This is a genomic window from Nocardioides salsibiostraticola (assembly GCF_054783655.1).
In genome coordinates this window covers 700,547-725,755 of sequence record NZ_BAAGQD010000026.1, presented here as the reverse complement: position 1 = coordinate 725,755, position 25,209 = coordinate 700,547, and the positions used below count along the sequence as shown (strand labels likewise).

The following is a 25,209-nucleotide window of genomic DNA, read 5'->3' as shown; positions in this document are numbered from 1 at the left end:
TCAGCCACGCGCCAGCCCCATCCAGTCCGGGGAACGGGAGCCGAACACCTTCGTGGCCACCACGACCAGCACCACCGGGGGCACCACGACCAGCATTCCCAGCGCGGCGGCCGCGGTGCGGTCGGAGGAACCGATCGCGGAGAAGAGGAGCAGCGGCAGGGTCGTGACGGTGCCGCCGCCGATGAGGAGGGTCAGGATGTATTCGCTCCAGGAGATCAGGAAGGTCAACAGTGCGGTGGTCAGCAGCGCCGGACGCAGCAGCGGCAGGGTGACGAGGAGTTGGGTGCGCAACGCGCCGGCCCCCAGGGACCGGGCCTGGCGTTCGTAGTCGGTCTCGAAGTTGGCGTACGCCGCCCCGAGCAGGGTGGCGGCGTACGGCACCGTCGGCATCAGCTGGACCAGGACCACGCCGGTCACCGTATCGGCCAGGCCGTAACGGATGAAGAAGATCTGCAGCCCCAGGGTGACCGCCAGCCCCGGCACGATCACCGGCGCCAGCAGCAGGAACTGGACCAGGCGCCGCCCGCGGAAGCGATGCAGCCCGATGGCCCGGCCGGCCGAGAGACCGATCAGGGTCGCCAGCACAGCCACCGAGGTCGACACGAGCAGCGAGGTGCCCAGGGCGCGCAGGACGTCGCCGCTGGCGACCAGGCCCAGGCCACGGTCGGTGAACCGCTGCGGCACCAGATCGGGGTAGCGCCAGGTCCCCGCAATCGACCACACGGCCAACGGGATCAGCGGCAGGAGCACCACGCCGGCGATCAGGCCGACCCGCAGCCGGGCCCGCCACGTGATGGCGCTGGTCGTCATAGGGCCCGCCGGGACAGGCGCGAGACCAGCGTGAGGTACGCCGCAGCGAGGGTCAGCGTCAACACGGCCAGCACCGTGGCGATCACCATCGCCTGCGGCCGCACGGTCAGGTCGGAGTCGCGGAACCGTTCGAAGGCCACCACCGGCAACGTGGCCGGGAAGGGTCGCCCGAGGAGCCTCGGCACCTCGTAGGAGGCGGCCGCGAAGGCCATCACCAACAACGAGGCGGCGGCCACCGGGGGCGCGATCATCGGCAGTGTCACCGCGGAGAAGCGACGCCAGGCACCGGCACCGAGGGTGCGGGCGGCGTTCTCCAGGTCCACCACGTGCTGCGACATCGCGGCCAGGGCCACGATCGCGATGAACGGCGCCTCCTTCCACGTGTAGGACGCGATGATCCCCCACCCGAACGCGTCCCCGGTGATCTCGGGGAAGGCCGACGCCTCCGGCACCAGGCCTACCGCGCTGCCCAGTCGGGACACCGACCCGGAGGGCGCCAGGAGCAGTCCGATGCAGAGTGCCGCCACCAGGTGCGGAACCGCGAGGGTGCTCTGGAGCAGGGTCGTCATGCCGCGGCGGGCGACCCGTCGGACCGCCAGGGCGAGCGCGACGCCGGCGACGGTGGCGAGCGTCGTACTGATCACGGTGACGCGCAGGGTGAGACCGATCGAGGCCCGGAACGCCGGGTCGGCGAAGGTCGCCCGGTAGGCGTCCAGCGACCAGTCAGTCTCCCCGAGGAGGGGTTGACGGCCCAGGCTCTGCAGGACCGCCTGGCTGACCCCACCGACGAAGAACACGCCGACCACGAGCAGCGCGGGAGCCAGCAACAACGCGATCTTTGCGCCTTGCGGCAGGCGCCCGCCGTCCATCACTGCTTCTGGAGGACCTGAGCGATCCAGTCCTTCTCGAGGCGGTCGATGAACACGCTGGCGATCTCGGGCTGGGCGTTGGCGGTCAACTCCTCCAGCGACAGCACCGACTCGCTGACCTGAACGGCCGCGAAGGCGTCCTGCAGCTCGGGTGAGGTGCGGGCGACGTCGATGGCCGGGTAGATGCCGTTGGCCTCGAACAGGGCCAGTTGGACCTCGGGGTCCAGCAGGGTGTCGGCCAGCACCAGGGCACCGGCCTGGTTGGCGGCGTTGTCCGGGACGGCCACGAAGCTCACGTTGCTGATGTTGCCCGACTCGGGCACGGCCTCGCGGGTGGTGTCGGGGTAGAGGCCGTCGGCGACCTTCTGGGCCACCGCACCGGGGCCGTAGGAGAAGAAGGCGCTGATCTCACCGTCGGAGTAGAGCTTCTCGAGCTCGTCCTGACTTTGCGGGTAGGTGCGGCCCTGCTTCCACAGCGTGGGCGCGATCTCGTTGAGCCGCTCGGTCAGGGTCGCCGAGGCGGCGGAGAACTCGTCAGCGGACAGGTCGTTCTCCTCGACCAGCGGGCCGGGCCCGTCGATGAGGCCGTAGAGGATCGAGCGGATGGCCATCGAGCCGAAGAAGTCCGGCGGGGCGGGGTAGGTGAACTGACCCCGGTTGCCCTCGGCCCAGGCGAGCAGGGAGTCGATGGACGCGACGTCGGATTCGTCGAGCTCGGCACTGTCGTAGACCAGGGCGGAGTTGGCCTGCTGCCAGGGCGACTCGCACCCGTTGACGGGGGTGCCGAAGTCGGTGGTCACCGCCGGGGAGTCGGGGTCGACGAACTCGGCGTTGGGCAGGTCACCGGCCCACTCGCAGCGCCACAGGTCGGCTTGGACCCCGGTGGCGAAGTTTTCCCCGTTGATCCAGATGGCGTCGACGGTGCCGTCGTCGGTGACGCCGGCCTGCTGCTCGCCGAGCACCTTGTTGACGGCCTCGGCGGTGTCGTCGATCCGCACCTGGTTCAGGGTCACTCCGAGGTCGGCCATCCGGGTGGCCACCTCGTCGGCGATGAAGGTGTTCAGCACGTCGTCGCCGCCGTACATGTACCAGTTGACCGTTTGCCCGTCGGCCTCCGCGAGGACCGCCTCCCAGTCGTTGGCGGCCGGGGTCTCCGTGGCGGCACCGTCGTCGCCGGAGCCGCAGGCGGCGAGCACGAAGGAGGCGGCCAGCAGGGGGGCGGCGAAGCGAACTGAGCGGCGGGAGAACGGACGCTGCTTCACGGGGTGATTCCGGCGGTGCTTCAAGGACTCTCCTCAGAGGTGATGGGACGCGGGTGGTGGGAGGTGTTCGTCGGCGACGAGTTCGCAGCGGTGGGGGTGACCGGACTGGCCCGGAGCAGGTGGACGCCGAGCGCAACGCGTTGCAGCACCGTGACTCCCACGGCCGCGGCGAAGACCCAGGCGATCTGTTCGGCGTACTGCGGGAAGAGGCAGAACAACACCCCGGCGATCACGGTCTCGGTGCCCTCGGCCAGGCCGCCGATGAACAGGAGCGAGCGCCCGTCCGAGCCGCCGCTGCGTTCGCTCTCCCCGCGGCGTTCGAGCACCGAGGACAGGGCCAGGAAGGCGCTACCGGACAGGTAGTAGGTCAAGAAGAGCGCCAGGCAGGCCACCCGGGCCTCGGGGCGTTCGATGCCGACGGCGAGCACGAACCCGCCGTAGATGCTGAAGTCGGCCACGATGTCGAGGAACCCGCCGAGGTCGGTGGCGCCGGCACGCCGCGCCAACGGTCCGTCGAGCCCGTCCAGGAGACGGTTGAGCAGCCACAGGACGAGGGCCCACCACCAGTGGCCGGTCGCCACCGACACACAGGCCGCGACGCCGACGAGCCAACCGGCCCCGGTCACCGCCAGCGGGGAGACACCGGCCCGGTCCAGACCGCGGGCCACCGACTCCAGCGGCGGAGCGAGCACACGACGGACGGGTACGTCGAGCATGGTGCGCTCCTCCTCGTGGGTTCTCAGTGAAGGCTGGTCAGTGGGCAGGTGTGGGTGGGGGTCGGGCGTGGGGTCTGGCGGTCGGGAGAACCAGGCCGGGTCGACCCCTACGGCAAGGCAACGCTGCGGGTCGTCGTACCGCTTCCCGACCGCGTCAGTATGTCGACCCTTCAGCCCTCCGTGTGGTGGTGTCAGGAATGCTTGGGTCGTGAGCGAGCCGACCCGAACGCAGCCGGCCGGGCAGACGGGTGCCGAACCGGACCCGCGGCGGTGGCGGATTCTGGGCGTCACCCTCGTAGTCGGGTTCATGTCGTTGCTCGACGTCACCATCGTCAACGTCGCGATCCCCTCGATCCGTACCGGACTAGACACCAGCGCGGGGACGGTCCAGTGGATGGTCTCCGGCTACGCCCTCGCCTTCGGGTTGACCCTGGTCACGGGGGGCCGGCTGGGCGACGCCTACGGACGACGCCGGCTGATGGTCGTGGGGCTCAGCGTGTTCGTCGCCGCCAGCGCGGCCGTCGGATTGGCCCCGTCGATCGAACTGGCGATCACCGCGCGGCTGATCCAGGGGTTCGCCGCCGGGTTCCTGACCCCGCAGAGCTCCGGGCTGATCCAGCAACTCTTCCGCGGCGCCGAACGCGGCCGGGCGTTCGGTCTGTTCGGGCTCACCGTGTCGATCTCCTCGGCCCTCGGGCCGATCCTGGGAGGTCTGCTGATCCAGGTGTTCGGCGAGGAGAACGGCTGGCGCTTCATCTTCCTGGTCAATGTCCCGATCGGGTTGGTGTTGTTGCCGTTCATCGTGCGGATGGTCCCGGGTCGTCCCGACGACGCCGACGCCTCCGACCTCCATCTCGACCTCGGCGGGGCGTTCTTGCTGGGTGCCGCCGTGTTGGCGGTGCTCTATCCGGTCGTGTCGCTGGAGGGTGGTGCTCGCTGGCCGTTGGTCCTGCTGCCGTTCGCGGTCGGGTTCGGCTACGCGTTCGTGCGGTGGGAGCGGCGCGTCGTACGCCTGGGGAAGCCGCCGCTGCTGGACGTGGAGTTGTTGCGCCGGGTGAGCGGGTACGCCAACGGGCTCGCGGTCGGAACCCTCTACTTCACCGGGTTCACCGGAATCTTCCTGGTCGTGTCGATCTACCTCCAGGACGGTCTGGACCGCAGCCCGCTGGAGACCGGGTTGTTGTTGATGCCGTTCGCCCTGGGCGCGGCCCTGACTGCGCGGCCCGCCGGTCGCCTCGTGTCCACGTGGGGTCGGTCGATCACGATCCGGGCGCTGAGTCTGATGATGGGTGGCATCGCTGCCGCAGCGGTGCTCGTGCCCGGTCGCGAGGGCGGGTGGCTGGTCGTCGCGCTCACGGTGACGCTGTTCGTGTCCGGGCTGGGGGCAGGCGGGGTGATCTCCCCGAACTTCACCCTCGCCCTCGCCTCGGTCCCCCCGGCGATGGGCGGTGCGGCCGGCGGAGCCCTCCAGACGGGCCAACGGATCGGCTCGGCGATGGGCGCAGCGCTGCTCGCGACCGTCTACCAGGTCGCCGCGGGCCCCCTGTCCCCCGGCGGCGCCCTGCGCGCGACCCTGATCACCTCGCTGCTGGTCCTCAGCCTGGCCATGGTCGCCGCCGTCCGCTCCCTGCGACACGACGACGCGTTCGTGGGCTGATCGAGTCGGAGCTAGTTGACTCTGGTTGGAGGCCGAGTCGGCGCTAGTTGACTCGGGTTGGTGGCCGAGTCGGCGCTACTTGAAAGAAACGCGCCGACTCACGCTCCTCTTAGCGTCAAAACACGCCGACTCAGGCGTTTTTCAGCGTCAAGATGCGCCGACTCGCGACTTCTTCCAGGGGGCGGGCTCGCCGGCCAACCACCAGGACAGTTGCCGGGTGATCCACGGGAGCGCGAGGTAGGTCATCACCGGGGTCATCGCCAGGGTGCTGAGCAGCACACGGAAACCGACGGCGACCCCCGGGATCAGGGATCCGAGGAGCAGGGTGACGCTCAGGCTGAGGGGGAAGAAGACCAGCCAGATCATCACCGCCTGCTTCCAGCGGGGCGGGGCGCTCGGCGTACGGGCGGAGTCCGGGTCGTGCACGGAACGATCGGTCGGTTCGTCGAACCAGCCCTCGATGCCGGTGCGCTTCTCCACCCGTTGGTCCACCACGCCCAGCCCTTGGGCCGAGGACCGCCACCACTGTCGTTCGCTGGACTGCTCCCAGCCGACGAGAGAGTCGTGATCGGCGAAGCGGTAGAGCATGTGCCAGGTCCCGGAATCCTCCTCGGGCTTGACCCAACCGGCGCCGAGGAACCCGGGGAATCGTTGGGCGAGGTGGATCCCGGCGGTCAGCCAACTGATCATCTCCGGCTCGTGGCCGGGATCGAGTTTTCGCGTGATGGCGACGGTGACGGGCTCGGTCATCGCAGGATCACAGGATCGAACCCGGGGAGTACGCCGCCCCGGCCGGGTAGCGCGCCGCGACCGCGTCGACCTGGCGGCAGACCGCCTGGACCTGGTCGACGGCCGCGCCGGTGAAGGTGATCGGCTCGGCGACGAGGTCGGCCAACTGGTCCTGGGTGAGTCCGAGGCGGGGGTCGGCGGCGAGCCGCTCGAACACGTCGTTGTGGGCCTGCCCGCGGCGCATGTCGAGGGCGACCCCGACAGCGGCTTCCTTGATGGCCTCGTGGGCCTGCTCGCGACCGACCCCGTTGCGCACCGCGCTCATCAGGACCTTGGTGGTGGCCAGGAACGGCAGGTAGCGGTCGAGTTCGCGCTGGATGACCGCCGGGAACGCGCCGAACTCGTCCAGGACGGTCAGGAAGGTCTGGAAGAGGCCGTCGGCGGCGAAGAACGCGTCGGGCAGGGCCACGCGGCGTACGACCGAGCAGGAGACGTCGCCCTCGTTCCACTGGTCCCCGGCGAGTTCACCGACCATGGAGAGGTAGCCGCGAGTGATCACGGCCAGGCCGTTGACGCGTTCACACGATCGGGTGTTCATCTTGTGCGGCATCGCCGAGGAGCCGACCTGGCCCTCCTTGAATCCCTCGGTGACGATCTCGTTGCCGGCCATCAGGCGGATCGTGGTGGCCAGGTTCGAGGGGGCGGCGACGAGTTGGACGACCGCGGAGAGCACGTCGAAGTCGAGCGAGCGGGGGTAGACCTGGCCGACGCTGGTCAGGACGCGTTCGAAGCCGAGGTGGTTGGCGACTCGTTGTTCGAGGTCGGCGAGCTTGGTGGCGTCGCCGTCGAGGAGGTCGAGCATGTCCTGGGAGGTCCCCATCGGGCCCTTGATCCCACGCAGGGGGTAGCGGGTCAGCAGGTTCTCCAGGCGCTCCAGCCCGATCAGGAGTTCGTCGGCCGTCGTGGCGAAACGCTTGCCGAGGGTGGTGGCCTGGGCCGCGACGTTGTGGCTCCGGCCGGCCATCACGGTGGTCTCGTGCTCGGCGGCCAGGCGGGCCAGCCGGGTCAGGGTGGCCACGGTGCGGTCGCGCAGCAGTTCGAGGGACTGGCGCAGTTGGAGCTGCTCGACGTTCTCCGTCAGGTCCCGCGAGGTCATCCCCTTGTGGATGTGCTCGGTGCCGGCCAGGGCACAGAACTCCTCGATGCGGGCCTTCACATCGTGGCGGGTGACCCGCTCACGGGCCGCGATCGAGGCGAGGTCGACCTGGTCCACGACGCTCTCGTAGGCCTCGATCGTCCCGTCGGGTACGCCGATCCCCAAGTCACGCTGCGCGCGGAGGACAGCGATCCACAGATGCCGTTCGAGAACGATCTTGTGCTCAGGGGACCAGATCTGCGCGAGATCAGCGCCGGCGTACCGGGTGGCCAAGACGTTGGGGACGTTCGGAGCGAGGGAGGCGGTCACGTCGGCATTCTCGCGGAGTTTGGCGTCAGGCTCCATTCGGGCTGGTGCGGCGGGGACGTGGGACTCCCCTGCCGCCCCCGATCAGATCCCGGCAGCGATGTCCGTGCGGTGCTGGGCGCCGGGGAAGTCGACCGCCGCGACCCCGTCGTACGCCGCCGCGCGGGCACTGGCCACGTCGGAACCGGTCGCGATCACCGCGAGCACGCGGCCCCCGGCGGTGACCAGATCGTCTCCGACCTGCGCGGTCCCGGCGTGGATCACGTGCACGTCGTTGATCGCCTCGGCGGCGTCGATGCCGGTGATCACGTCACCCGTGGAGGACGACTCCGGGTAGCCGCCACTGGCCATCACGACCGCGACAGCAGCGCCGTTCTTCCAGGTCGGCGGGGCCACCTGGGCCAGGTTCCCGGTGGCCGAGCCCATCAGCAGCGGGGACAGCGGGCAGTCGAGCAGCGCGAGGAGCGGCTGGGTCTCGGGGTCGCCGAAGCGGGCGTTGAACTCCACCACCCGGGTCCCCTTCGAGGTCAGCGCCAGGCCGGCGTAGAGCAGCCCGGAGAAGGGGGTCCCCCGCTTGGCCATCTCCTCCACGGTCGGGATGAGTACGTCGCGCAGCACCTCGGCGACCAGGTCGTCCGGGGCCCACGGCAACGGTGTGTAGGCCCCCATGCCGCCGGTGTTGGGGCCCGCATCGCCGTCGAAGATCCGCTTGAAGTCCTGGGCAGGCTGGAGCGGGTAGACGGTGGTGCCGTCGGTTTCGTTCCAACTGCAGAGCGCGAAGAGGGACACCTCGGGGCCGTCGAGGAACTCCTCGATCACCACCCGCTCACACCCGGCCGCGTGGGCGGTCGCCTCGGCGAGGTCGTCGGTGACCACCACGCCCTTGCCGGCCGCGAGACCGTCGTCCTTGACGACGTACGGCGCACCGAGCTCGGCCAGCGCTGCCGCGGCCTCCTCGGGGTTGGTGCACACGAACGCGCGGGCGGTGGGCACCCCGGCCGCAGCCATGACGTCCTTCGCGAACGCCTTGGAACCCTCGAGTTCCGCTGCCGCGCCGCTGGGGCCGAAGACCGCGATCCCCCGCGCGCGCACGACGTCGGCCACCCCGGCCACCAGCGGCGCCTCGGGGCCGACGACCACGAGATCCACCGCGAGTCGCTCGGCGAGGTCCGCGATCGACGTACCGTCCATGGCGTCGACCTCGTGCAGGGTGGCGACGGCCGTCATGCCCGGGTTGCCCGGCGCGACGTGCACCTCCGTGACCGAGGGGTCGAGGGAAAGAGCGCGGGCCAAGGCGTGCTCGCGGCCGCCGGTACCGATCACGAGTGTCTTCACGGGCCCTGATCCTACGGACGCCGGATCTCGAGGGGCCATTCGCCGGACTTCGTGTCCCCATCTGGCGAACTTCGCGTCCCCATCTGGCGAACTTCGTGGGAAAGGGATGTGGGGATGTCGGTGGGGCTGGCTAGGGTGCTTGACGTGCGAGAAGCGGGAATTGTTGCGGAGAATCTGGTCAAGACGTTCGGGGCCGACGTCAGGGCGCTCGATGGGGTGTCGCTACGCGTCGAGCCGGGCACGGTGCTGGGTCTGCTCGGACCCAACGGGGCGGGGAAGACGACGGTGGTCAACGTGTTGACCACCCTGTTGCGTCCCGACTCCGGGCGAGCGGAGGTGGCCGGCATCGATGTGCTCAAGGACCCGGCCGCCGTACGCCGCTCGATCGGACTGGCCGGTCAGTACGCCGCGGTCGACGAGCTGCTCAGCGGCGAGGAGAACCTCACGCTGGTCGGCCGACTGAACCACCTCGGCACCAAGCAGGCCAAGGTCCGAGCCCGCGAGTTGCTCGAACGCTTCGACCTCGCCGACGTCGGCACCCGGTCGGCCAAGACCTACTCCGGCGGTATGCGCCGGCGACTCGACCTCGCGGCCGCGCTCGTGGCCCACCCGCCGATCCTGTTCCTGGACGAGCCCACGACCGGTCTCGATCCGCGCAGCCGCATCGAGCTGTGGAAGGTCATCGAGGACCTGGTCCGCGAGGGCACGACCCTGCTGCTGACCACTCAATACCTCGAAGAGGCCGACCGCCTCGCCGACCAGATCGCGGTCGTCGACCACGGGAAGGTCATCGCCGAGGGCACCGCGGCCGAACTCAAGGGCCGGATGGGCGGCTCGGTCGTGGAGGTCCGCCTCACCGACGGCGAGGAAGCCACCCGCGCCGCGGAGCACCTGCAGGGGGTCGGCGTGGGCGAGGTCACCACCCACGACGACCTCGTCTCGGTCCCCTCCGCCGAAGGCACCTCCACCCTGACCGAGGTCGTACGCCGCCTCGACAGCGCCGGGATCGAGGCCCGTGGCCTGCAACTGCGCGAGCCCAGCCTCGACGACGTCTTCCTCGAGCTCACCGGACACGCATCAGACGTCAGCAGCACCCCCGAGGAGCAGTCATGACCGGCACCCTTCCCGCCAGCCCGGCCCTTCCGGACGAGACCACGGCGAGCGGAAACGCCGCCCTCTGGGCCCTGCGCGACACCATGGCCATGGCGGGGCGCAACATCCGTCGGCTGCTGCGCCAGCCCGAGCAGGTCGTGTTCAACCTGATCTCCCCGATCATGTTCACCCTGCTGTTCAAATACGTCTTCGGCGGCGCCATCGGCGGCCTGGAGGGACTGAACTACGTCAACTACCTGATCCCAGGCATCGCGGTGCAGACCGTGCTCTTCAGCGCCGGGGTCACCGGGTTCGCCCTGGCCGACGACCTCCAGAAGGGCTTCATCAACCGGTTGCGATCCCTCCCGATGTCCCGCAGCGCGGTCTTCGGCGGACGCGTGGTCGCCGACACCCTGAACAACGCCCTGGGTCTCATCGTCCTGGTCATCACCGGATTCGTCGTGGGCTTCCGTCCCGCCAGCTTCCTCGGCCTGGTTCTCGCCCTGGTCCTGCTGCTGCTCTTCGCCCTGGCGGTCAGCCTGGGCTACGCCCTGATCGGGATGATCGTGCGCAGCGCGGAGGCGGTCAACGCCGCCACCTTCCCGATCATCTTCCCGCTCACCTTCGCCTCCTCGGCGTTCGTCCCGGTGAACACGATGCCGAGCTGGCTCCAGGGGTTCGCCTCCCACCAGCCGGTCACCGTGGTCATCAACGCGGCCCGCTCGCTGATCCTGGGCGACGACGCGACCGCCGCTCAGCGAGAGATGCTGCTCAACGGGTCCAGCACCTCGAGCCTGGTGTTGCTCTCGATCGCCTGGACCATCGGCATCGGCCTGCTCTTCGGCTTCCTGTGCACCCGGAAGTACCGCAACCTGTCCTGACCCGACCCAGCGGCAGGGTCGTGTGCAGGGTCGTGTGCCTGCGGGGTCGTGTGCCTGGGCCCGACCTAGCGGTAGCCCACGGGCACACGACTGCATCCGGTCGGGTCGTGTGCCTGAGCCCGACCTAGCGGTAGCCCACGGGCACACGACCGTGCCCAGCGTCGGGAGCGCCCAGCGTCGCGAGCGATCAGCGCCGCACGAAGAACCGCACCACGTCGCGGGACCCGGTCAGGTTCGAGGTGCGGACGAACTTCACGATCACCTTGTAGCGACCGGGCCTCAGCCGCGGCACCCGCCAGGTGATCGCCGAACCACTCACCTTCCGGGCCGCGAACTTCCGCACGCCCTGACCGCCGCGGAGCTTCATCTTGACCTTGCCTGCGGGACGCACTCCCGCCGCGCGCACCTTGATCCGCAGTTTGCCGAACCGGTTGGGTGCGGGCGTGCTCGTGAGCGCCGCCTTGGTGGTCGTCTTGGTCCGCCGCGGCGGGGCCGTCAGGGTGGAGAAGTCGATGGCGAGGGGGGTCTCGGTGTCCTGGGTGGTGTTCGACCGGTCCGGTGACTGCCAGGTGTAGACGGCGTACTCCCGGCCGGCGTCGAGGTCGGCGGTCGCCGCGGTGAGGTCGACAGCCCAGTCGTCGTCGAGCATGTCCTGGGGGCGGACCCGCACCTGCGTGACGATCTCGCTGGCCACGAGGTCGAGGTCGGGGTAGCGGCCCGCCTCGGCGATGGCCACGACGATGCCGTCGTCACCCTCGTTGGTGACCGAGGTGAAGCCGAAACCGTCGGCGCTCACCTTCACCCCGCCGGCGTACGACGACCCCGTCACCCGCGCGGCCACTCCCGGTCGGCCGTTGGGCGCCTGGACGGTGATGTCGGCCGGCGCCTTCAACGCATCGTTGCTGGCTCGATCGGCGATGAACAACGGCCGCGGCGGGAAGTTGAGGTGCTGGAGGAACTGCAGGCTGAAGGCCTTGCCGTCCACCGGGGTGCCGGCGGCGAAGCCGAGGTCCTGCGTTTCCTGCGTGTTCGGCGGCACCACGCCGGCCCAGGCCGGGGTCGTGGTCAACGAGTAGAGCGCGTCGCTCAGCGACCAGTCCGCCGCGCCGGCCCGGAAGGTGGTCATCTCGACCCGGGTCGGCAGATTGACAGTGTCCGGGGAGTCGGGGTCGGTGGAGTGCACGGTCGAGGTGACCAGCGCGCGCAGGCGGCCGTTGCCGGCCGCGTCGATCTGGATCCACGGGTCCTCGATCTTGACCGCGAAGCGCGGTGAGCCGTCGACGTAGTTGGTGGCCTCCACCCAGCCCTGGAACCGCATCGCGGTCTCGCCGGTGGCCGGGTCGTAGGTGCCTTTGCCCCGGGGGAAGGTGATGACGCCGTTCACGGCCTCGGTCGCACCGTCGCCCAACACGTGCGAGCGCAGTTGCCCGCCCTCGGTGAAGATCCGGGACACCTGCCACGTCAGGACCGGCTCCGGGCGCGGGTCGACCGCGGTGGCTGGCTTGGCCGAAATGGCTGCCGTGCCTGCCGAGGCGGGTCCGCTCCACGTGACGGCGGTCAGGGCGGAGAGCAGGAGGGCGATCATGGCAAGCACCGAAGCGCTCCACTGGCCCGAGGTCCGGCGATGCATGCGCCGATGTTATCGGGGATCACCTCACCAAATCAGGCGAAGGAGCAACCCGGACGCACCGATTCCGCCCCTAGGCGCCCGCAGATAGAATCATCGCGTCGCTCCAGACCAGGGCAGGCCCGCGCCGTCCCACTGGATCGGGCCCCCGTCGATCATCGGTGACGACGGGTGCCGCCAGCACCGCTCCCAACTGCCGTACGAACCCGCGTCACGAACCCGAAGGAACCCCCTCATGACCGTCCCCCTCTGGGTGTGGGCACTGACCATCACGACCATCGCAGCCATGCTGCTCTACGACTTCGTCTTCCACACCCGCAAGGCGCACGTCCCGACGCTGCGCGAGGCGTCGGTGTGGTCCGCGGCGTACGTCGGCATCGCACTGGTCTTCGGGTTGCTCGTCCTGATCTTCGGCGGTGGCACCGCCGGCGGGGAGTACTTCGCGGGCTACATCACCGAGAAGGCCCTCTCGGTCGACAACCTGTTTGTCTTCCTGATCATCATGGGCAGCTTCCGGGTGCCCCGCGAGGACCAGCAGAAGGTCCTGCTGTTCGGCATCATCTTCGCCCTGATCGCGCGCACCGTGTTCATCTTCATCGGTGCGGGTCTGATCGAGGCGTTCTCCTGGGTCTTCTACATCTTCGGGCTGATCCTGATCCTCACCGCCGGCAACCTGCTCAAGGGTGAGGTGACCGAGGGCGAGGGCGATGAGGCCGACAACCTGATGATCAAGCTGGCCCGAAGGTTCATCAAGACCTCACCGGAGTACGACGGCGACAAGATGGTCACGACCGTCGACGGCAAGCGCATGCTCACCCCGATGCTCCTGGTCATGGTCGCGATCGGCGGCACCGACATCCTATTCGCCCTCGACTCGATCCCCGCGATCTTCGGACTGACCCAGAGCACCTTCATCGTGTTCACCGCGACCGCGTTCTCGCTGCTCGGGCTGCGTCAGCTGTTCTTCCTCATCGAGGGCCTGCTGGAACGACTGGTGTATCTGTCCTACGGTCTGGCCGCGGTGCTCGCCTTCATCGGGGTCAAGCTGATCCTGCACGCCCTGCACGAGAACGAGCTGCCGTTCATCAACAACGGCGAGCATGTCGAGGTCAGCGAGATCGGCACCGGGTTGTCCCTGACGTTCATCATCGGCATCCTCACGATCACCACCCTCGCCTCGCTGTACAGCAAGAAGGGCCGGGCCAAGACCGCGATCGGCAACGCCCGCCGGCACGTACGTGACTACCTCGACCTCGACTACACCGCCGATCAGGCCGAGCGGGAACGCATCTACGCCGCCCTGGTCTCCGAGGGTGAGCAGATCACCGCGCTTGGGGACAAGTACCGGCAGATGGTGCGCGACGAACCCGAGCTGATGGCCCAGGTCCAGCAGGCCCGTCGTCTTCACGCGGAGTCACGCGAGCGGGCGGCCGACCAGCCCTAGCGAACTAGACGGTCGGCTGGACCAGTGCCGATGACTCCTCGGCCTCCTGGTCCACCGGATGCTCCGCGACCCGGTACCGAAACAGAGGGTCGCCGTACAGCCCGGCGCCCTGCAGATCGAGTTCGTCGAGGAACGCCTCCGGGAAGCCTGCTGGCTGGCAATCGAGTTCGTCGAGGTCGTGGGCTCCATGGAACGAGCGGGCATCGACATGCCGTACCAGCGGACAGTGGTGGAGGTAGCCCCTACGTGAGCGTCACTGCAACGACGAGGTCAGCCGCATGACGTTGTCGACGTACCGAGCCCGGCGGGAGCGTTGCGACCATTCCTCGATGAGGAGTTCGCGTGAGAGCGAGCGGTAGTCGTCCTCGACCTCACGGACCCGCGCGACGACCTCGGGCCCGAGCAGCATCAGGGAGATCTCGTAGTTGAGCAGGAACGAGCGCATGTCCATGTTGCTCGACCCGATGACGGTCACGTCGTCGTCGATGGTGAAGTGCTTGGCGTGAAGCACGTCCGGCGCCGGGTAGAGGTAGATGCGCACTCCGGCCTCCAAAAGCGCCCGGTAGTAGGACGCCTGGGCGTGGCCGACCATGAACTGGTCGGCCTCCTCGCCGACGAAGAGTTCCACCTCGACACCTCGTTGTGCAGCGGTGGTCACCGCGTAGAGCAGTGATTCGTCGGGCACGAAGTAGGGACTGGTCAGCGAGATGCGGCGGGTGGCGGAGTAGATCAGGGTGGTGAACAACCGCAAGTTGTTCTCGTCCGGATACCCGGGCCCGCTCGGCACCAGTTGGGCGGTCACCCCGTGAGCCGGTTCGTCTCCCCGTCCGATCCCCGCGGACGCCTCGTTGACCTGGACGCCGAGGATCTCGCCGGTCTCGGCATACCAATCGCCTGCGAACACCCCCTCCAGCGCCGCCACGATGGGGCCCCGCACCTGGACCATCAGTTCGACCCATTCGCGGCCCATCGCGTGGTTCTTGGGCTTGTTGTAGCCCGGTTCGGTCAGGTTCTGCGAACCCATGAAGCCGACCCGACCGTCGACGACGAGGAGTTTGCGGTGATTGCGCAGATCCGGTCGCCGGAAGCGCAGGTGTCGCAGGCTGACCGGCAGCATCGCCCGCCACTGGATGCCACTGATCTCCAGGCGCTTCACCATGTCCCGATAGCCCGGTATGCCCCGGGATCCGAGATGGTCGAAGAGGAGGCGAACGGTGACCCCGCGCTCGGCCGCGGCGACACAGGCGTCGAACAACGGACCGGTCACCTCGTCCCAGGCGGTGATGTAGAACTCGACGTGGACGTAATCCTCGGCGTCGCACACCGCTGCGGTCATCCGCTCGATCGAACCGCGATAGCCGGCCTCGATCTCGATGTCGTTGCCCGACAACGCCGGCAGCGATCCGAGCCGGCGGTTCAGGGCGACCACAGACGCGGCGTACGGCGGTGCGTCCGGGCCCAGAGGCAACGGCACGATCCCCTGGGTGCGGGCGCGGATGGCGGCCAACGCCTCGCGTTGCCGCTCGTCGCGGCTTCTGCCCAGTTTGGTCCGACCGAGGAAGAGGAAGACCACGAAGCCCGAGATCGGGGCGGCCAAGATGAGTAGCAGCCACGCCATACCCGAACTGGGACGCCGGTTCCCCGGGATGACCCCGAGCGCCACGACCCGCAGGGCGAAGCCGATGAGCAGCACCGCGCCACCCGCCAACGCCGGCCAGGAGATGTCAGGCATGCCGGCTGCTCATCCTCAGATCAGCTCGTGGCGTACGACGCTCTGCTCGCGCTCCGGGCCGACTCCGACGACCGAGATCCGGGCTCCGGACATGGCCTCGACGGCCTCGACGTACGCGCGTGCGTTGGCCGGCAGATCGTCCATGGTCCGGGCACCGGTGATGTCCTCGGTCCACCCGGGGAGGAACTCATAGATCGGCACCGCGTGGTGGAAGTCGGATTGGTTGACCGGCATCTCGTCGTGCCGGACGCCGTTGACGTCGTAGGCCACGCACACCGGGACCTGCTCCAGGCCGGTGAGGACGTCGAGTTTGGTGAGCACGAAGTCGGTGACGCCGTTGACGCGGGCGGCGTAGCGGGCGATGACCGCGTCGTACCACCCACAGCGGCGGGGGCGACCGGTGGTCGTGCCGAACTCCGCGCCGACCGTGCGCAGGTGCTCACCGGACTCGTCCTCGAGCTCGGTCGGGAACGGACCCTCGCCGACGCGGGTGGTGTAGGCCTTGACGATCCCGATGACCTGGTCCAGGCGCATCGGCGGGATCCCCGAACCGGTGCAGGCTCCGCCCGCGGTCGCCGAGGACGAGGTGACGAAGGGGTAGGTGCCGTGGTCGACGTCCAGCAGCGTGGCCTGACCGGCCTCGAGCAGCACGATGTCGTTGCGATCCAGCGCCTGGTTGAGCAGCAGGCCGGTGTCACAGACCATGGGGGCCAGGCGCTCGGCGTACTCCAGCAACTCCTCGACCGTCGCCTCAACCGTGGCGGCGCGGCGGTTGTAGACCTTGGTGAGGATCTGGTTCTTCAGGTCCAGGGCGCCCTCCACCTTGGCGGTGAGGATCTTCTCGTCGAAGAGGTCCTGGACCCGGATGCCGATGCGGTTCATCTTGTCGGCGTACGTCGGCCCGATGCCGCGGCCGGTGGTCCCGATCTTCCGGCTGCCGAGGAAGCGCTCGGTGACCTTGTCCATGCTGCGGTTGTAGTCGGCGATGACGTGGGCGCTGGCGCTGACCTTGAGCTTGCTGGTGTCGACGCCGCGCTTCTCGAGTCCGTCGATCTCCTCGAAGAGGACGCCGAGGTCGATCACCACACCGTTGGCGATCACCGGGGTGCAGTTGGCCGAGAGGATGCCGCTGGGCAGCAGGTGCAGGGCGTACTTCTCCTGCTTGTCCCCCTGACCGATCACCACGGTGTGGCCGGCGTTGTTGCCGCCGTTGAACTTCACGACGTAGTCGACGCGGCTGCCGAGGAGGTCAGTCGCCTTTCCCTTGCCCTCGTCGCCCCATTGGGCTCCGATGATGGCGATCGCCGGCATGGGTTGCTCCTTCGCTTGACGTCTGAGGACCTGGTCGCACCGGCTGTTTCTCGTGCGAGCAGCACAAAGCCCCGGACAAGCGCGACCGGGGCTCTTGCGACGCCACGCTACCAAAAGGTGCTTCCGATCACCGCTTCGCTCATCTGCTGTCATCCGCGGGTTAAGGTCCCGGTGATGGACCCCCTACTCGTCATCACCAACGACAGCGCCGGCTCCTCCGATGAGGAGACCCTCGGGCGCGCTGTGGCGATCCTGCGCGAGGGCACCTCGGTGGAGGTCGCCTCGACCGGCGACCCGGGTGAACTCGACGGGGTCCTGCACCGGGCCGGGTCACGGCGCATCGTCATCGCCGGTGGCGACGGAAGCGTCCACGCCATCATCTCGGCGCTGCACAAGCGGAACGACCTCGGCCGACACGTTCTGGGTCTGCTGCCCATGGGCACCGGCAACGACTTCGCGCGCGGGATCGGATTGCCACTCGACATCGAGGAGGCCGCCCGCGTCCTGCTCACCGGTTCCCCGACCCCGATGGACCTGATCGTCGACGAGGTGGGCCAGGTGGTGGTCAACAACGTGCACGTCGGAGCCGGCGCCCAGGCCAGCCGTCGAGCGAGCCGGTGGAAGTCGCGACTGGGCAAGATCGGGATCGGGAAGGTCAATCTGGGCCGGCTCGGCTACCCGATCGGCACCGCGATCACGGCCTGGAACCCCCCGTTGGTTCGCCTGCGGGTCGAGGTCGACGGCGAGGTGGTCTCGGACCTCGACGAACCCATCCTGATGGTGGCGGTCGGCAACGGGTCCTCGGTCGGCGGCGGCGCCCGGATCAGTCCGGAGGCCGACCCCGAGGACGGCATGCTCGACGTGATGATCTCCCGATCCACCGGGCCCCTCGAACGAGTGGTGTACGCCGCCCACGTGGCGATGCGCAGGCACCAAGAACGCGATGACGTCATCCACCTCAAGGCCAAGCAGATCTCCGTCAGCGGCGAGGCGTTCTACTGCAGCAGCGACGGCGAGATCTACGGCCCCGAACGGCAGCGATCCTGGCGGATCGAGCCCGCGGCGTACTCCATGGTGCTGCCGCCGCGATAACCTCCGCTGCGGAAGACAGACAAGCGGACCAGCGGAGGGCCCAGAGTGATGGCGCGCAACAAACGCGGATCGACCGGGGATTCCGGCGAACCCCACGACTGGGTGACCCGGGCCGCCGACGACGCGATCCGGCACGCCCGGGCCGGGAACCCGGACGAGACGGCGATGATCACCTGCGCGTCGGGAGCAAGCCCGTCGGGGCCGGTGCACCTGGGCAACCTGCGCGAGTTCCTGACCGTGCACTTCGTGGCCGAGGAGATCCGGCGCCGCGGACTGCCGGTGCGCCACCTGCACAGCTGGGACGACTACGACCGGTTCCGCAAGGTTCCGGCGGGGGTCCCGGCGTCCTGGTCGGAGCACATCGGGCGACCGCTCTCCGCGGTCCCGGACCCATGGGAGTGCCATGACTCCTGGGCCGACCACTTCAAGGAGCCCCTGGTCTCGGCGCTACGCGAGATGGGCGTGGAGATGGTCGAGGTCTCCCAGACCGAGGCCTATCGGGCCGGCACCTACCGCGAGCAGATCCTCACCGCCGTCCGCCAGCGCGACCACATCGAGACCGTGCTGGCTCGCTACCGAACCAAGGCCGTCCCCGAGGGCGAGTCCGCCGAGGAAGCCGCGGCCCTGGCCGACTCGGTTGCGAACGAGGAAGACGCTGACGGTTCCGCGGAGGACGATCTGGCGCGCTTCCCGTTCAAGCCCTATTGCCGTGTCTGCGGGCGCGACACGACGACCCTGACCTCCTATGACGACGACACGACGGTGCTGTCCTACACCTGCACGGCCTGCGACTACTCCGGCTCGACGAACCTGTCGGTCGACAGCGAGGGCAAGCTGGTGTGGAAGGTCGACTGGCCGATGCGGTGGGTCTTCGAGGGCGTCGACTTCGAACCCGGCGGGGTGGACCACGCGAGTCCCGGGTCCTCGTACACCGTGGGTAAGGACGTCGTGAAGGACATCTACGGCGGACGGGCCCCATCGTTCGTCGGGTACTCCTTCGTGGGGGCCGGCGGGCAGACGAAGATGTCGTCGTCCTCGGGCGGCGTACCGACCGCGACCGATGCCCTGCAGATCCTCGAGGCGCCGATCCTGCGCTGGCTCTATGTCCGCCGCGCGCCCAAGCAGGCGTTCAACGTGGACTTCGGCCCCGACGTCGTGCGGTTGTACGACGAGTGGGATGCGCTGACCAAGAAGGCCGCGGATCCCGAGCGACGTGACGCCCAGGTGCTGGCCTTCGAGCGGGCCTCGGCCACCGGTGTCGCCGGTGTACTGCGGACCCCTGCCGTCGTGGTGCCCTTCCGGCTGCTCTCCTCGGTGGCCGACGTCACCGCCGGGAGCGCCGAGCTGGTCAGCCGGATCGCCGCCTCCGTGGGCCACGCCCACGACGCGATCGCGGACCTCGAGCCGCGGTTGTCGAAGGCGATGACCTGGATGACCGACTACGTGCCCGCCGAGGACCGGACCACGGTGCGTGAGTCGCCGGATGTGGAGCGGTTGGCCGCGCTGAGCGAGGACGAGGCGTCGTGGCTGCGGCACCTGCTGGACCGGATGCCGGCCGAGCTCGACCTCGAGGCGACCACGTCGCTGATCTACGGCGTACCCAAGTTGGCCCGTGGTCTCGGCCTGGACGACGCCCCCACCGACGAGGTCAAGGCCGACCAGAAGGCGTTCTTCAAGCTGCTCTACAACCTGCTCGTCGACGCCGACCGCGGCCCCCGCCTCCCCACGCTCTTCCTGGCCCTCGGCGCCGACACCGTCCGCCCCCTCCTCACTCCGGCGTGAGGGACCTTGTTACTGACCGTCGTTACTACTACCGGACCGTTGTAACAGTCCGGTAGTAGTAACGACGGTCAGTAACAAGCGAGGACAGGGCTCAAGCGCCACGTCCCACTACGCGGTCTCGCCAACCCAGACGCGAGCGAATATCAGCGGCCGACCGAGCAAGATGATCGGCGAGGTCGGGGCCGAATCGATCGGTGCTCAACTGCCACTCCTTACGTAAACGGACTTTGGCGGCACTGCGCTGGGGCTCCCAGTAGTCCTCCCAGAAGATGCGCGATACACCGAGTCCCTCGGCTTGAATCAGGCGTTCGCGCTTCTTCTCCTCCCAGATAATTTCCTCAATGGAGCCATGGGCGACACCGCCTGACTCCACGCCGCGGTACTTGATCCGGCCGTCGATCTCGAAGATGTGATTGCCGACCCGGATATCGCCCCACACGACGCCACTACTCAAGCGAATCGGGAACTGCGGATCGGGCTTCCCGATGCCCAGATCGTCCACGAGGATGCGGCCCAACGACTCTGCCGGATTCTCCGCTCGCCCGTCGGCGAAGTCGACGCCACTGCGCACTCCAGTGATGTGTGGCCAGTAGGACATCGGCAAGTAAGCCTCGATCAAGGCGGCGCGTGAGACTCCGCGTCGTATGGCGGCGTCCGCGGCCAAGATGCAGGCCACCTCGCCGTGCTCGCGGCCAATATCGACAACGGTTCGCGCCATGTTGAGCACAGACAGGTCGTCGATGCGCTCGACCTGACTTGATTGATAGTGGGCGTAATGGTGCTTCACGTCAAAGCGGGTCCACGCACTCGAGTACCCCGGCCGAGTGATGTGCACGAACTTCGGTGGTCGCCGTAGCAACGGGAGCCCCCACTCCAGTGCCGCCGAGTCGTGGCTCAGCACCCACCCGCGCTCCATCTTCATGACCGCCGCGCGAGCTTCGAGCCTGGGCCGACCTCGATACGCATCGAGGCCACCCCAAGCAGCCGCGTCGGCGTACACCCCACGTCTGACGGTGACCAAGTCGCCGGAGCGCAACAAGATCGTCAGCCGTGAAGGAGTGATGCCGCAGTCGAGGACGTCCCGGCGGCTAACCAGACCACCCTGAGAGGCCAGCTTGGCAATGAGTCGTGTGTTCACACCTCATCGTCAGTGCCCGCGGCGCACAGGATCGCCCACGGTGGCGGAGCCTGTGGAGAAGCTCCCGAGTGGGCCGACCTGTGCGTTGTTACTGACCGTCGTTACTACTAGGTGACAGTTACAACGGTCCGGTAGTAGTAACGACGGTCAGTAACAAACCGCGTCCAGCGCTCAGTCGAGGAGGGCGTCGAAGGCGGTGGGGCTGGAGTCGCGCAGGAACTCCGAGCAGCGGTCCCACTCCTCGGTCTCGCCGATGGCCTTCGCGGTCTTGGCCAGCAGGGCCAGGCAGGTCAGGAAGCCGCGGTTGGGCTCGTGCTCCCACGGAACGGGACCGAAGCCCTTCCACCCGTTGCGGCGCAGCATGTCCAGCGAACGGTGGTACCCGACGCGGGAGTAGGCGTAGACGGTCACATCGTCGGCACCCCCATCGGCGGCCTCGGTGGCCAGCGCAGCCCACGCGGCGGGCGAGGCCGGGTGGCGGCGTACGACGTCCGCGGGCGTCGCGGAGTCCAGCTCGGCTTGGGCGGGGTCGACGGGCAGGTGGGTGGCGGGCGGACCGGCCATTAGATCAACGTGGCTCATGTCGCCCAGTGTGCCCCGCCCGCGCCCCTCGAGCACCGGCGGGCCGGTCGCGGGTCGTGTGCCCCAGAACGACATAGACGTCGTTCACGGGCACACGACCCACACTCCGGTCAGCCACCCACCCCAGAGGCGGCCGCCAGCGGTGACTCCTAGATGGCCTTGCCGGCCGAACGCAGGTTCTCGCACGCCTCGACGATGCGGGCGGACATCCCGGCCTCGCCGGCCTTGCCCCAGGCGCGGGGGTCGTACTGCTTCTTGTTGCCGACCTCCCCGTCGACCTTCAGCACCGCGTCGTAGTTGCGCAGCATGTGGTCGGCCACCGGCCGGGTGAAGGCGTACTGCGTGTCGGTGTCGACGTTCATCTTGATGACACCGAAGTCCACGGCGTCGCCGATGTCCTGCGCCGATGAACCCGAACCGCCGTGGAAGACGAGGTCGAAGGGCTTGGCACCGGTCTCGAGGCCGAGCTTTGCGACCACGGCCTCCTGAGCGGCCTTGAGGATCTCCGGGCGGAGCTTGACGTTGCCGGGCTTGTAGACGCCGTGCACGTTGCCGAAGGTCAACGCGGCCATGTAGCGGCCGTGCTCGCCGATCCCGAGCGCCTCCACGGTCGCCAGGGCGTCCTCGGGGGTCGTGTAGAGCTGGTCGTTGATCTCGTTGGCGACACCGTCCTCCTCGCCGCCGACGACGCCGATCTCGACCTCGAGGATGATCTTGGCCTCGGCGCATTTCGCGAGCAGGTCGCGGGCGATCTCGAGGTTCTCCTCCAGGGGTACGGCGGACCCGTCCCACATGTGCGACTGGAACAACGGGTCCAGACCACGGGAGACCCGCTCACGGGAGATCTCCACCAGCGGCCGGACGAAGTCGTCCAGCTTGTCCTTGGGGCAGTGGTCGGTGTGCAGGGCGATGTTCACCGGGTAGTGCTTGGCCACCTCGGCGGCGTACGCCGCGAACGCGACCGATCCGGCGACCATGTTCTTCACCGAGGGGCCGGAGAGGTACTCCGCACCGCCGGTCGAGACTTGGATGATCCCGTCGGACCCCGCGTCGGCGAAGCCCTTCAGGGCGGCGTTCAGGGTCTGGGAACTAGAAACGTTGATGGCAGGGAAGGCGAAGGCTCCGGCCTTGGCGGCGTCGAGCATCCGCGCATAGGTCTCCGGGGTTGCGATGGGCACGATGGACTCCTCGGGGTGACGTCGTATGACACCAATCACCCTAGACCTCAATCCGCTCAACCGGCTGCGCGTGTCGACGATGCGACCTACGGTCGTTCTTTTGTTCTCGTCAGGTGATCTCCAAACGGCCCCCGTGTCACACCAAAGCAAACCCCTCGACGAGGTGGACCGAGTGACACGGCGCCGGCCATCACTGCCACCGCTGGTCCAGACCTGCCGTGACCTTCTGACTCCGGGGGCGTTGTCATACAAAACCCGCCCTCGAATATCAGGAGCCACCTCGGTCATGCTTCACACCACACGTCGCGGCACGCCGCGCTCCGCTACGGCGCGGGCAGGCCTTGCTGCTGCCGCGCTGTCCCTCGCCGTTCTCGGCACCACCCTGGCCCCCGGCAGCACCAGCGTCGCCTCGTCCTCGGCGGGCAACGTCGCCGAGGCCTTCGCACCGCAACTCGTGCTGGTCCAGACGCCGACGCGCGCGGACAAGGACCGCCTCCAGACCCTGGGCCTGGACCTGACCGAGCACGCCGGACAGGACTACATCGAGGTCGTGGCCCACACCGCCAGCGACGTCGCCACCCTGGTCGACAACGCCTTCGACTACACCGTCACCATCCCCGACCTGGTCGCCCGAGACATCGAGATCGGCGAGATCAACAAGCGGTACGCCGCCAGCGTGAACAACAAGAGCCCGCTGCCCTCCGGTCGGGTCGCCTACCGCACGCTGCCGGAGTACAACTCCGACCTGGCGAAGCTCCAGAAGAAGAACCGCAACATCGCCCGCACCTTCCGGCTGCCCCACAAGAGCCTGGACGGTCGCGACGTCATGGGCGTCGAGATCGGCAAGGACATCCGCAAGCCCAACAAGGGCCAGCCGACCTTCCTGCTGATGGGCGTCCACCACGCCCGCGAATGGCCCTCCGGTGAGTTGGCGATGGAGTTCGCGACCGATCTGGTCAACAAGTACGGCAAGAACAAGCGAATCACCGATCTGCTGAGTCGGGCCCGCGTCATCGTGGTGCCCGTGGTCAACGTGGACGGGTTCAACCTCTCCCGCACCGACGGCGACTACATCGACCTGCGGGACCTCAACGACGTGGACCCGCTGGACGGAACCACCAGCATCCTGGCCACCCCCGGCCGCGCCTACATGCGCAAGAACTGCCGGATCGTCGACGGTCAGGACACCCCGGACAACACTTGCCAGGCCCAGCTCTCCACCCCTGGAGGGTTCGGAGCCGGCACCGACCTGAACCGCAACTACGGCGGGCTGTGGGGCGGCCCCGGCGCCGCCGGTGGCACCCCCGACGCCCGCGTCGACCCGACCTACCGCGGAGCCGGCCCGTTCTCGGAGCCCGAGACGCAGAACGTGCAGCGGATCGTGCAGTCGCGTCAGGTCACCATGTTGATCTCGAACCACACGTTCTCCAACCTGGTGCTGCGGCCCAACGGCGTCTCCCCCACCACGCTCTACAGCGACGGGCTGCCCGTCGGTGACGCACCGGACGAGGAAGCCCTGAAGGACCTCGGCGCCCGGATGACGGCCAACAACGGTTACCAGAACATCCACGGTTGGCAGCTCTACGACACCACAGGCACCACCGAGGACTGGTCCTACAACGCCACCGGTGGTTTCGGTTACACCTTCGAGATCGGCCCGGACGAGTTCCACCCGCCGTTCCCCGACGTCGTCAACGAGTACCGCGGCGCGGGCAAGTACGCCGGCAAGGGCAACCGCGAGGCCTACCTCGTCGCTCTCGAGCACGCGGTCGACAAGGAGTTCTCCGGGTCCATCAAGGGCAAGGCCCCCAAGGGCGCCATCCTGCGCCTGAAGAAGTCGTTCGACACCCCCACTTGGGAGTCGTCCTTCAAGGACTACGTCAACACCCCCATCAAGGTGTCGGGTCGCCAGCAGAACGCGAAGAAGTGGACGCGCAAGGGCAAGAAGTACCCCATGCGCAGTTACAGCTGGATCATGAACCCCTCCACGCGACCGGCCGTCCAGCCGCGCAGTTACCAGGTGCTCGACACCAAGCCGTTCAAGACCCAGACCGACGAGGGCACCCTGACGCCCGCCACCTCCAGCGTCGATCACGAGTTCGTGCTCAACAAGACCGCGAACAACCTCGACATCGAGCTCGACTGGAACACCCCGGACGACCTCGACCTCGAGGTCTACCGACGGGTCAACGACGAGCTGGTCCAGGTCGCCACCTCGGGCAACTCGCCGGGCGAGAAGGAGTCCGCGCAGGTCGTGGACGCCCCTCGTGGGACCTACGTGCTGCGCGTGGTCAACTTCGCGTCGGTCTCACCGACGTACACGCTGACCACCCAGGCCTTCGGCGCGACGATCAAGTCGACCCCGGGCAAGCGCGAGAGGTACACCCTGACCTGCGAGCGCAAGAACGGGAAGGTGTTGCAGTCCCGCAAGTTGTTCATCGACCGCGGTGACGTCAAGACCGTCAACTTCGGCAAGTGCCGTCGCAAATGGTGACCGACTGACCGATCCA

General features: G+C 68.4%; 21 protein-coding genes. 8 read left to right on the top strand and 13 right to left on the bottom strand.

Going from position 1 to position 25,209, the window contains the following annotated elements:
* Genes ACYVLV_RS17800 through ACYVLV_RS17785 form a run of 4 tightly spaced genes read right to left on the bottom strand, consistent with a single transcriptional unit; the run spans position 1 to position 3,657 of the window.
* Entirely contained in the window at positions 1-810 is an 810-nt protein-coding gene (locus ACYVLV_RS17800) for an ABC transporter permease (protein WP_460812187.1), read from the bottom strand.
* Positions 807-1,679, bottom strand: coding sequence for an ABC transporter permease (locus ACYVLV_RS17795; RefSeq protein ID WP_460812184.1), 873 nt, complete (start codon positions 1,677-1,679; stop codon positions 807-809). Before ACYVLV_RS17795 ends, ACYVLV_RS17800 begins: the two co-directional genes overlap by 4 nt.
* Positions 1,679-2,941, bottom strand: coding sequence for an ABC transporter substrate-binding protein (locus tag ACYVLV_RS17790; RefSeq protein ID WP_460812181.1), 1,263 nt, complete (start codon positions 2,939-2,941; stop codon positions 1,679-1,681). The genes ACYVLV_RS17795 and ACYVLV_RS17790 overlap by 1 nt, the downstream gene beginning before the upstream one ends.
* A gap of 20 nt (positions 2,942-2,961) precedes the next feature.
* Positions 2,962-3,657 (bottom strand): CDP-alcohol phosphatidyltransferase family protein, encoded by a 696-nt coding sequence (locus tag ACYVLV_RS17785; protein ID WP_460812178.1) that lies wholly within the window; start codon positions 3,655-3,657, stop codon positions 2,962-2,964.
* A 208-nt stretch (positions 3,658-3,865) separates the two neighbouring features.
* Between ACYVLV_RS17785 and ACYVLV_RS17780 the strand changes: the two genes are divergently transcribed.
* Positions 3,866-5,314: an MFS transporter gene (locus tag ACYVLV_RS17780; protein WP_460812175.1), complete on the top strand. Its 1,449-nt coding sequence runs from the start codon at positions 3,866-3,868 to the stop codon at positions 5,312-5,314.
* 147 nt (positions 5,315-5,461) lie between these two features.
* Here the strand turns inward: ACYVLV_RS17780 and ACYVLV_RS17775 are convergent, their stop codons facing one another.
* From ACYVLV_RS17775 to purD, 3 genes are all read right to left on the bottom strand, one after another.
* Positions 5,462-6,064, bottom strand: a complete 603-nt coding sequence (locus ACYVLV_RS17775; protein ID WP_460812173.1) for an antibiotic biosynthesis monooxygenase — start codon at positions 6,062-6,064, stop codon at positions 5,462-5,464.
* 7 nt (positions 6,065-6,071) lie between these two features.
* Positions 6,072-7,508 carry an adenylosuccinate lyase gene (purB, locus tag ACYVLV_RS17770; protein WP_460812171.1) on the bottom strand — a complete coding sequence of 479 codons (1,437 nt, stop codon included), beginning with the start codon at positions 7,506-7,508 and terminating at the stop codon, positions 6,072-6,074.
* A gap of 81 nt (positions 7,509-7,589) precedes the next feature.
* Complete coding sequence (gene purD, locus ACYVLV_RS17765) at positions 7,590-8,840, bottom strand: phosphoribosylamine--glycine ligase (RefSeq protein ID WP_460812168.1); 1,251 nt, start codon at positions 8,838-8,840, stop codon at positions 7,590-7,592.
* Between the two features lie 135 nt (positions 8,841-8,975).
* Between purD and ACYVLV_RS17760 the strand changes: the two genes are divergently transcribed.
* Entirely contained in the window at positions 8,976-9,953 is a 978-nt protein-coding gene (locus ACYVLV_RS17760) for an ATP-binding cassette domain-containing protein (RefSeq protein WP_460812165.1), read from the top strand.
* Complete coding sequence (locus ACYVLV_RS17755; RefSeq protein WP_460812163.1) at positions 9,950-10,813, top strand: ABC transporter permease; 864 nt, start codon at positions 9,950-9,952, stop codon at positions 10,811-10,813. Before ACYVLV_RS17760 ends, ACYVLV_RS17755 begins: the two co-directional genes overlap by 4 nt.
* Positions 10,814-11,000: 187 nt before the next feature.
* Here the strand turns inward: ACYVLV_RS17755 and ACYVLV_RS17750 are convergent, their stop codons facing one another.
* The gene (locus tag ACYVLV_RS17750) at positions 11,001-12,443 is read right to left on the bottom strand and encodes an HtaA domain-containing protein (protein WP_460812160.1); all 1,443 of its coding nucleotides are present in this window, start codon (positions 12,441-12,443) and stop codon (positions 11,001-11,003) included.
* Between the two features lie 232 nt (positions 12,444-12,675).
* Between ACYVLV_RS17750 and ACYVLV_RS17745 the strand changes: the two genes are divergently transcribed.
* Both ACYVLV_RS17745 and ACYVLV_RS17740 read left to right on the top strand, forming a co-directional pair.
* The gene (locus ACYVLV_RS17745) at positions 12,676-13,884 is read left to right on the top strand and encodes a TerC family protein (RefSeq protein ID WP_460812158.1); all 1,209 of its coding nucleotides are present in this window, start codon (positions 12,676-12,678) and stop codon (positions 13,882-13,884) included.
* A gap of 58 nt (positions 13,885-13,942) precedes the next feature.
* Entirely contained in the window at positions 13,943-14,134 is a 192-nt protein-coding gene (locus ACYVLV_RS17740) for a hypothetical protein (RefSeq protein ID WP_460812154.1), read from the top strand.
* A 3-nt stretch (positions 14,135-14,137) separates the two neighbouring features.
* On the opposite strand, the gene cls is transcribed toward ACYVLV_RS17740, so the two are convergent.
* Complete coding sequence (cls, locus tag ACYVLV_RS17735; protein ID WP_460812152.1) at positions 14,138-15,616, bottom strand: cardiolipin synthase; 1,479 nt, start codon at positions 15,614-15,616, stop codon at positions 14,138-14,140.
* 15 nt (positions 15,617-15,631) lie between these two features.
* Positions 15,632-16,927 carry an adenylosuccinate synthase gene (locus tag ACYVLV_RS17730; protein ID WP_460812150.1) on the bottom strand — a complete coding sequence of 432 codons (1,296 nt, stop codon included), beginning with the start codon at positions 16,925-16,927 and terminating at the stop codon, positions 15,632-15,634.
* Positions 16,928-17,101: 174 nt separating this feature from the next.
* Between ACYVLV_RS17730 and ACYVLV_RS17725 the strand changes: the two genes are divergently transcribed.
* Entirely contained in the window at positions 17,102-18,019 is a 918-nt protein-coding gene (locus ACYVLV_RS17725) for a diacylglycerol/lipid kinase family protein (protein WP_460812148.1), read from the top strand.
* Between the two features lie 48 nt (positions 18,020-18,067).
* Positions 18,068-19,801, top strand: coding sequence for a lysine--tRNA ligase (gene lysS, locus ACYVLV_RS17720; protein WP_460812145.1), 1,734 nt, complete (start codon positions 18,068-18,070; stop codon positions 19,799-19,801).
* A 91-nt stretch (positions 19,802-19,892) separates the two neighbouring features.
* Here the strand turns inward: lysS and ACYVLV_RS17715 are convergent, their stop codons facing one another.
* The 3 genes from ACYVLV_RS17715 to fbaA form a co-directional block, all read right to left on the bottom strand.
* Positions 19,893-20,939 (bottom strand): type IV toxin-antitoxin system AbiEi family antitoxin domain-containing protein, encoded by a 1,047-nt coding sequence (locus ACYVLV_RS17715; RefSeq protein WP_460812142.1) that lies wholly within the window; start codon positions 20,937-20,939, stop codon positions 19,893-19,895.
* 171 nt (positions 20,940-21,110) lie between these two features.
* Positions 21,111-21,521, bottom strand: coding sequence for a DUF3151 domain-containing protein (locus tag ACYVLV_RS17710; protein ID WP_460812140.1), 411 nt, complete (start codon positions 21,519-21,521; stop codon positions 21,111-21,113).
* A 149-nt stretch (positions 21,522-21,670) separates the two neighbouring features.
* Positions 21,671-22,699, bottom strand: a complete 1,029-nt coding sequence (fbaA, locus tag ACYVLV_RS17705; protein ID WP_460812138.1) for a class II fructose-bisphosphate aldolase — start codon at positions 22,697-22,699, stop codon at positions 21,671-21,673.
* 286 nt (positions 22,700-22,985) lie between these two features.
* Between fbaA and ACYVLV_RS17700 the strand changes: the two genes are divergently transcribed.
* Positions 22,986-25,193, top strand: coding sequence for a M14 family zinc carboxypeptidase (locus tag ACYVLV_RS17700; RefSeq protein ID WP_460812136.1), 2,208 nt, complete (start codon positions 22,986-22,988; stop codon positions 25,191-25,193).
* Positions 25,194-25,209 lie beyond the last annotated feature (16 nt).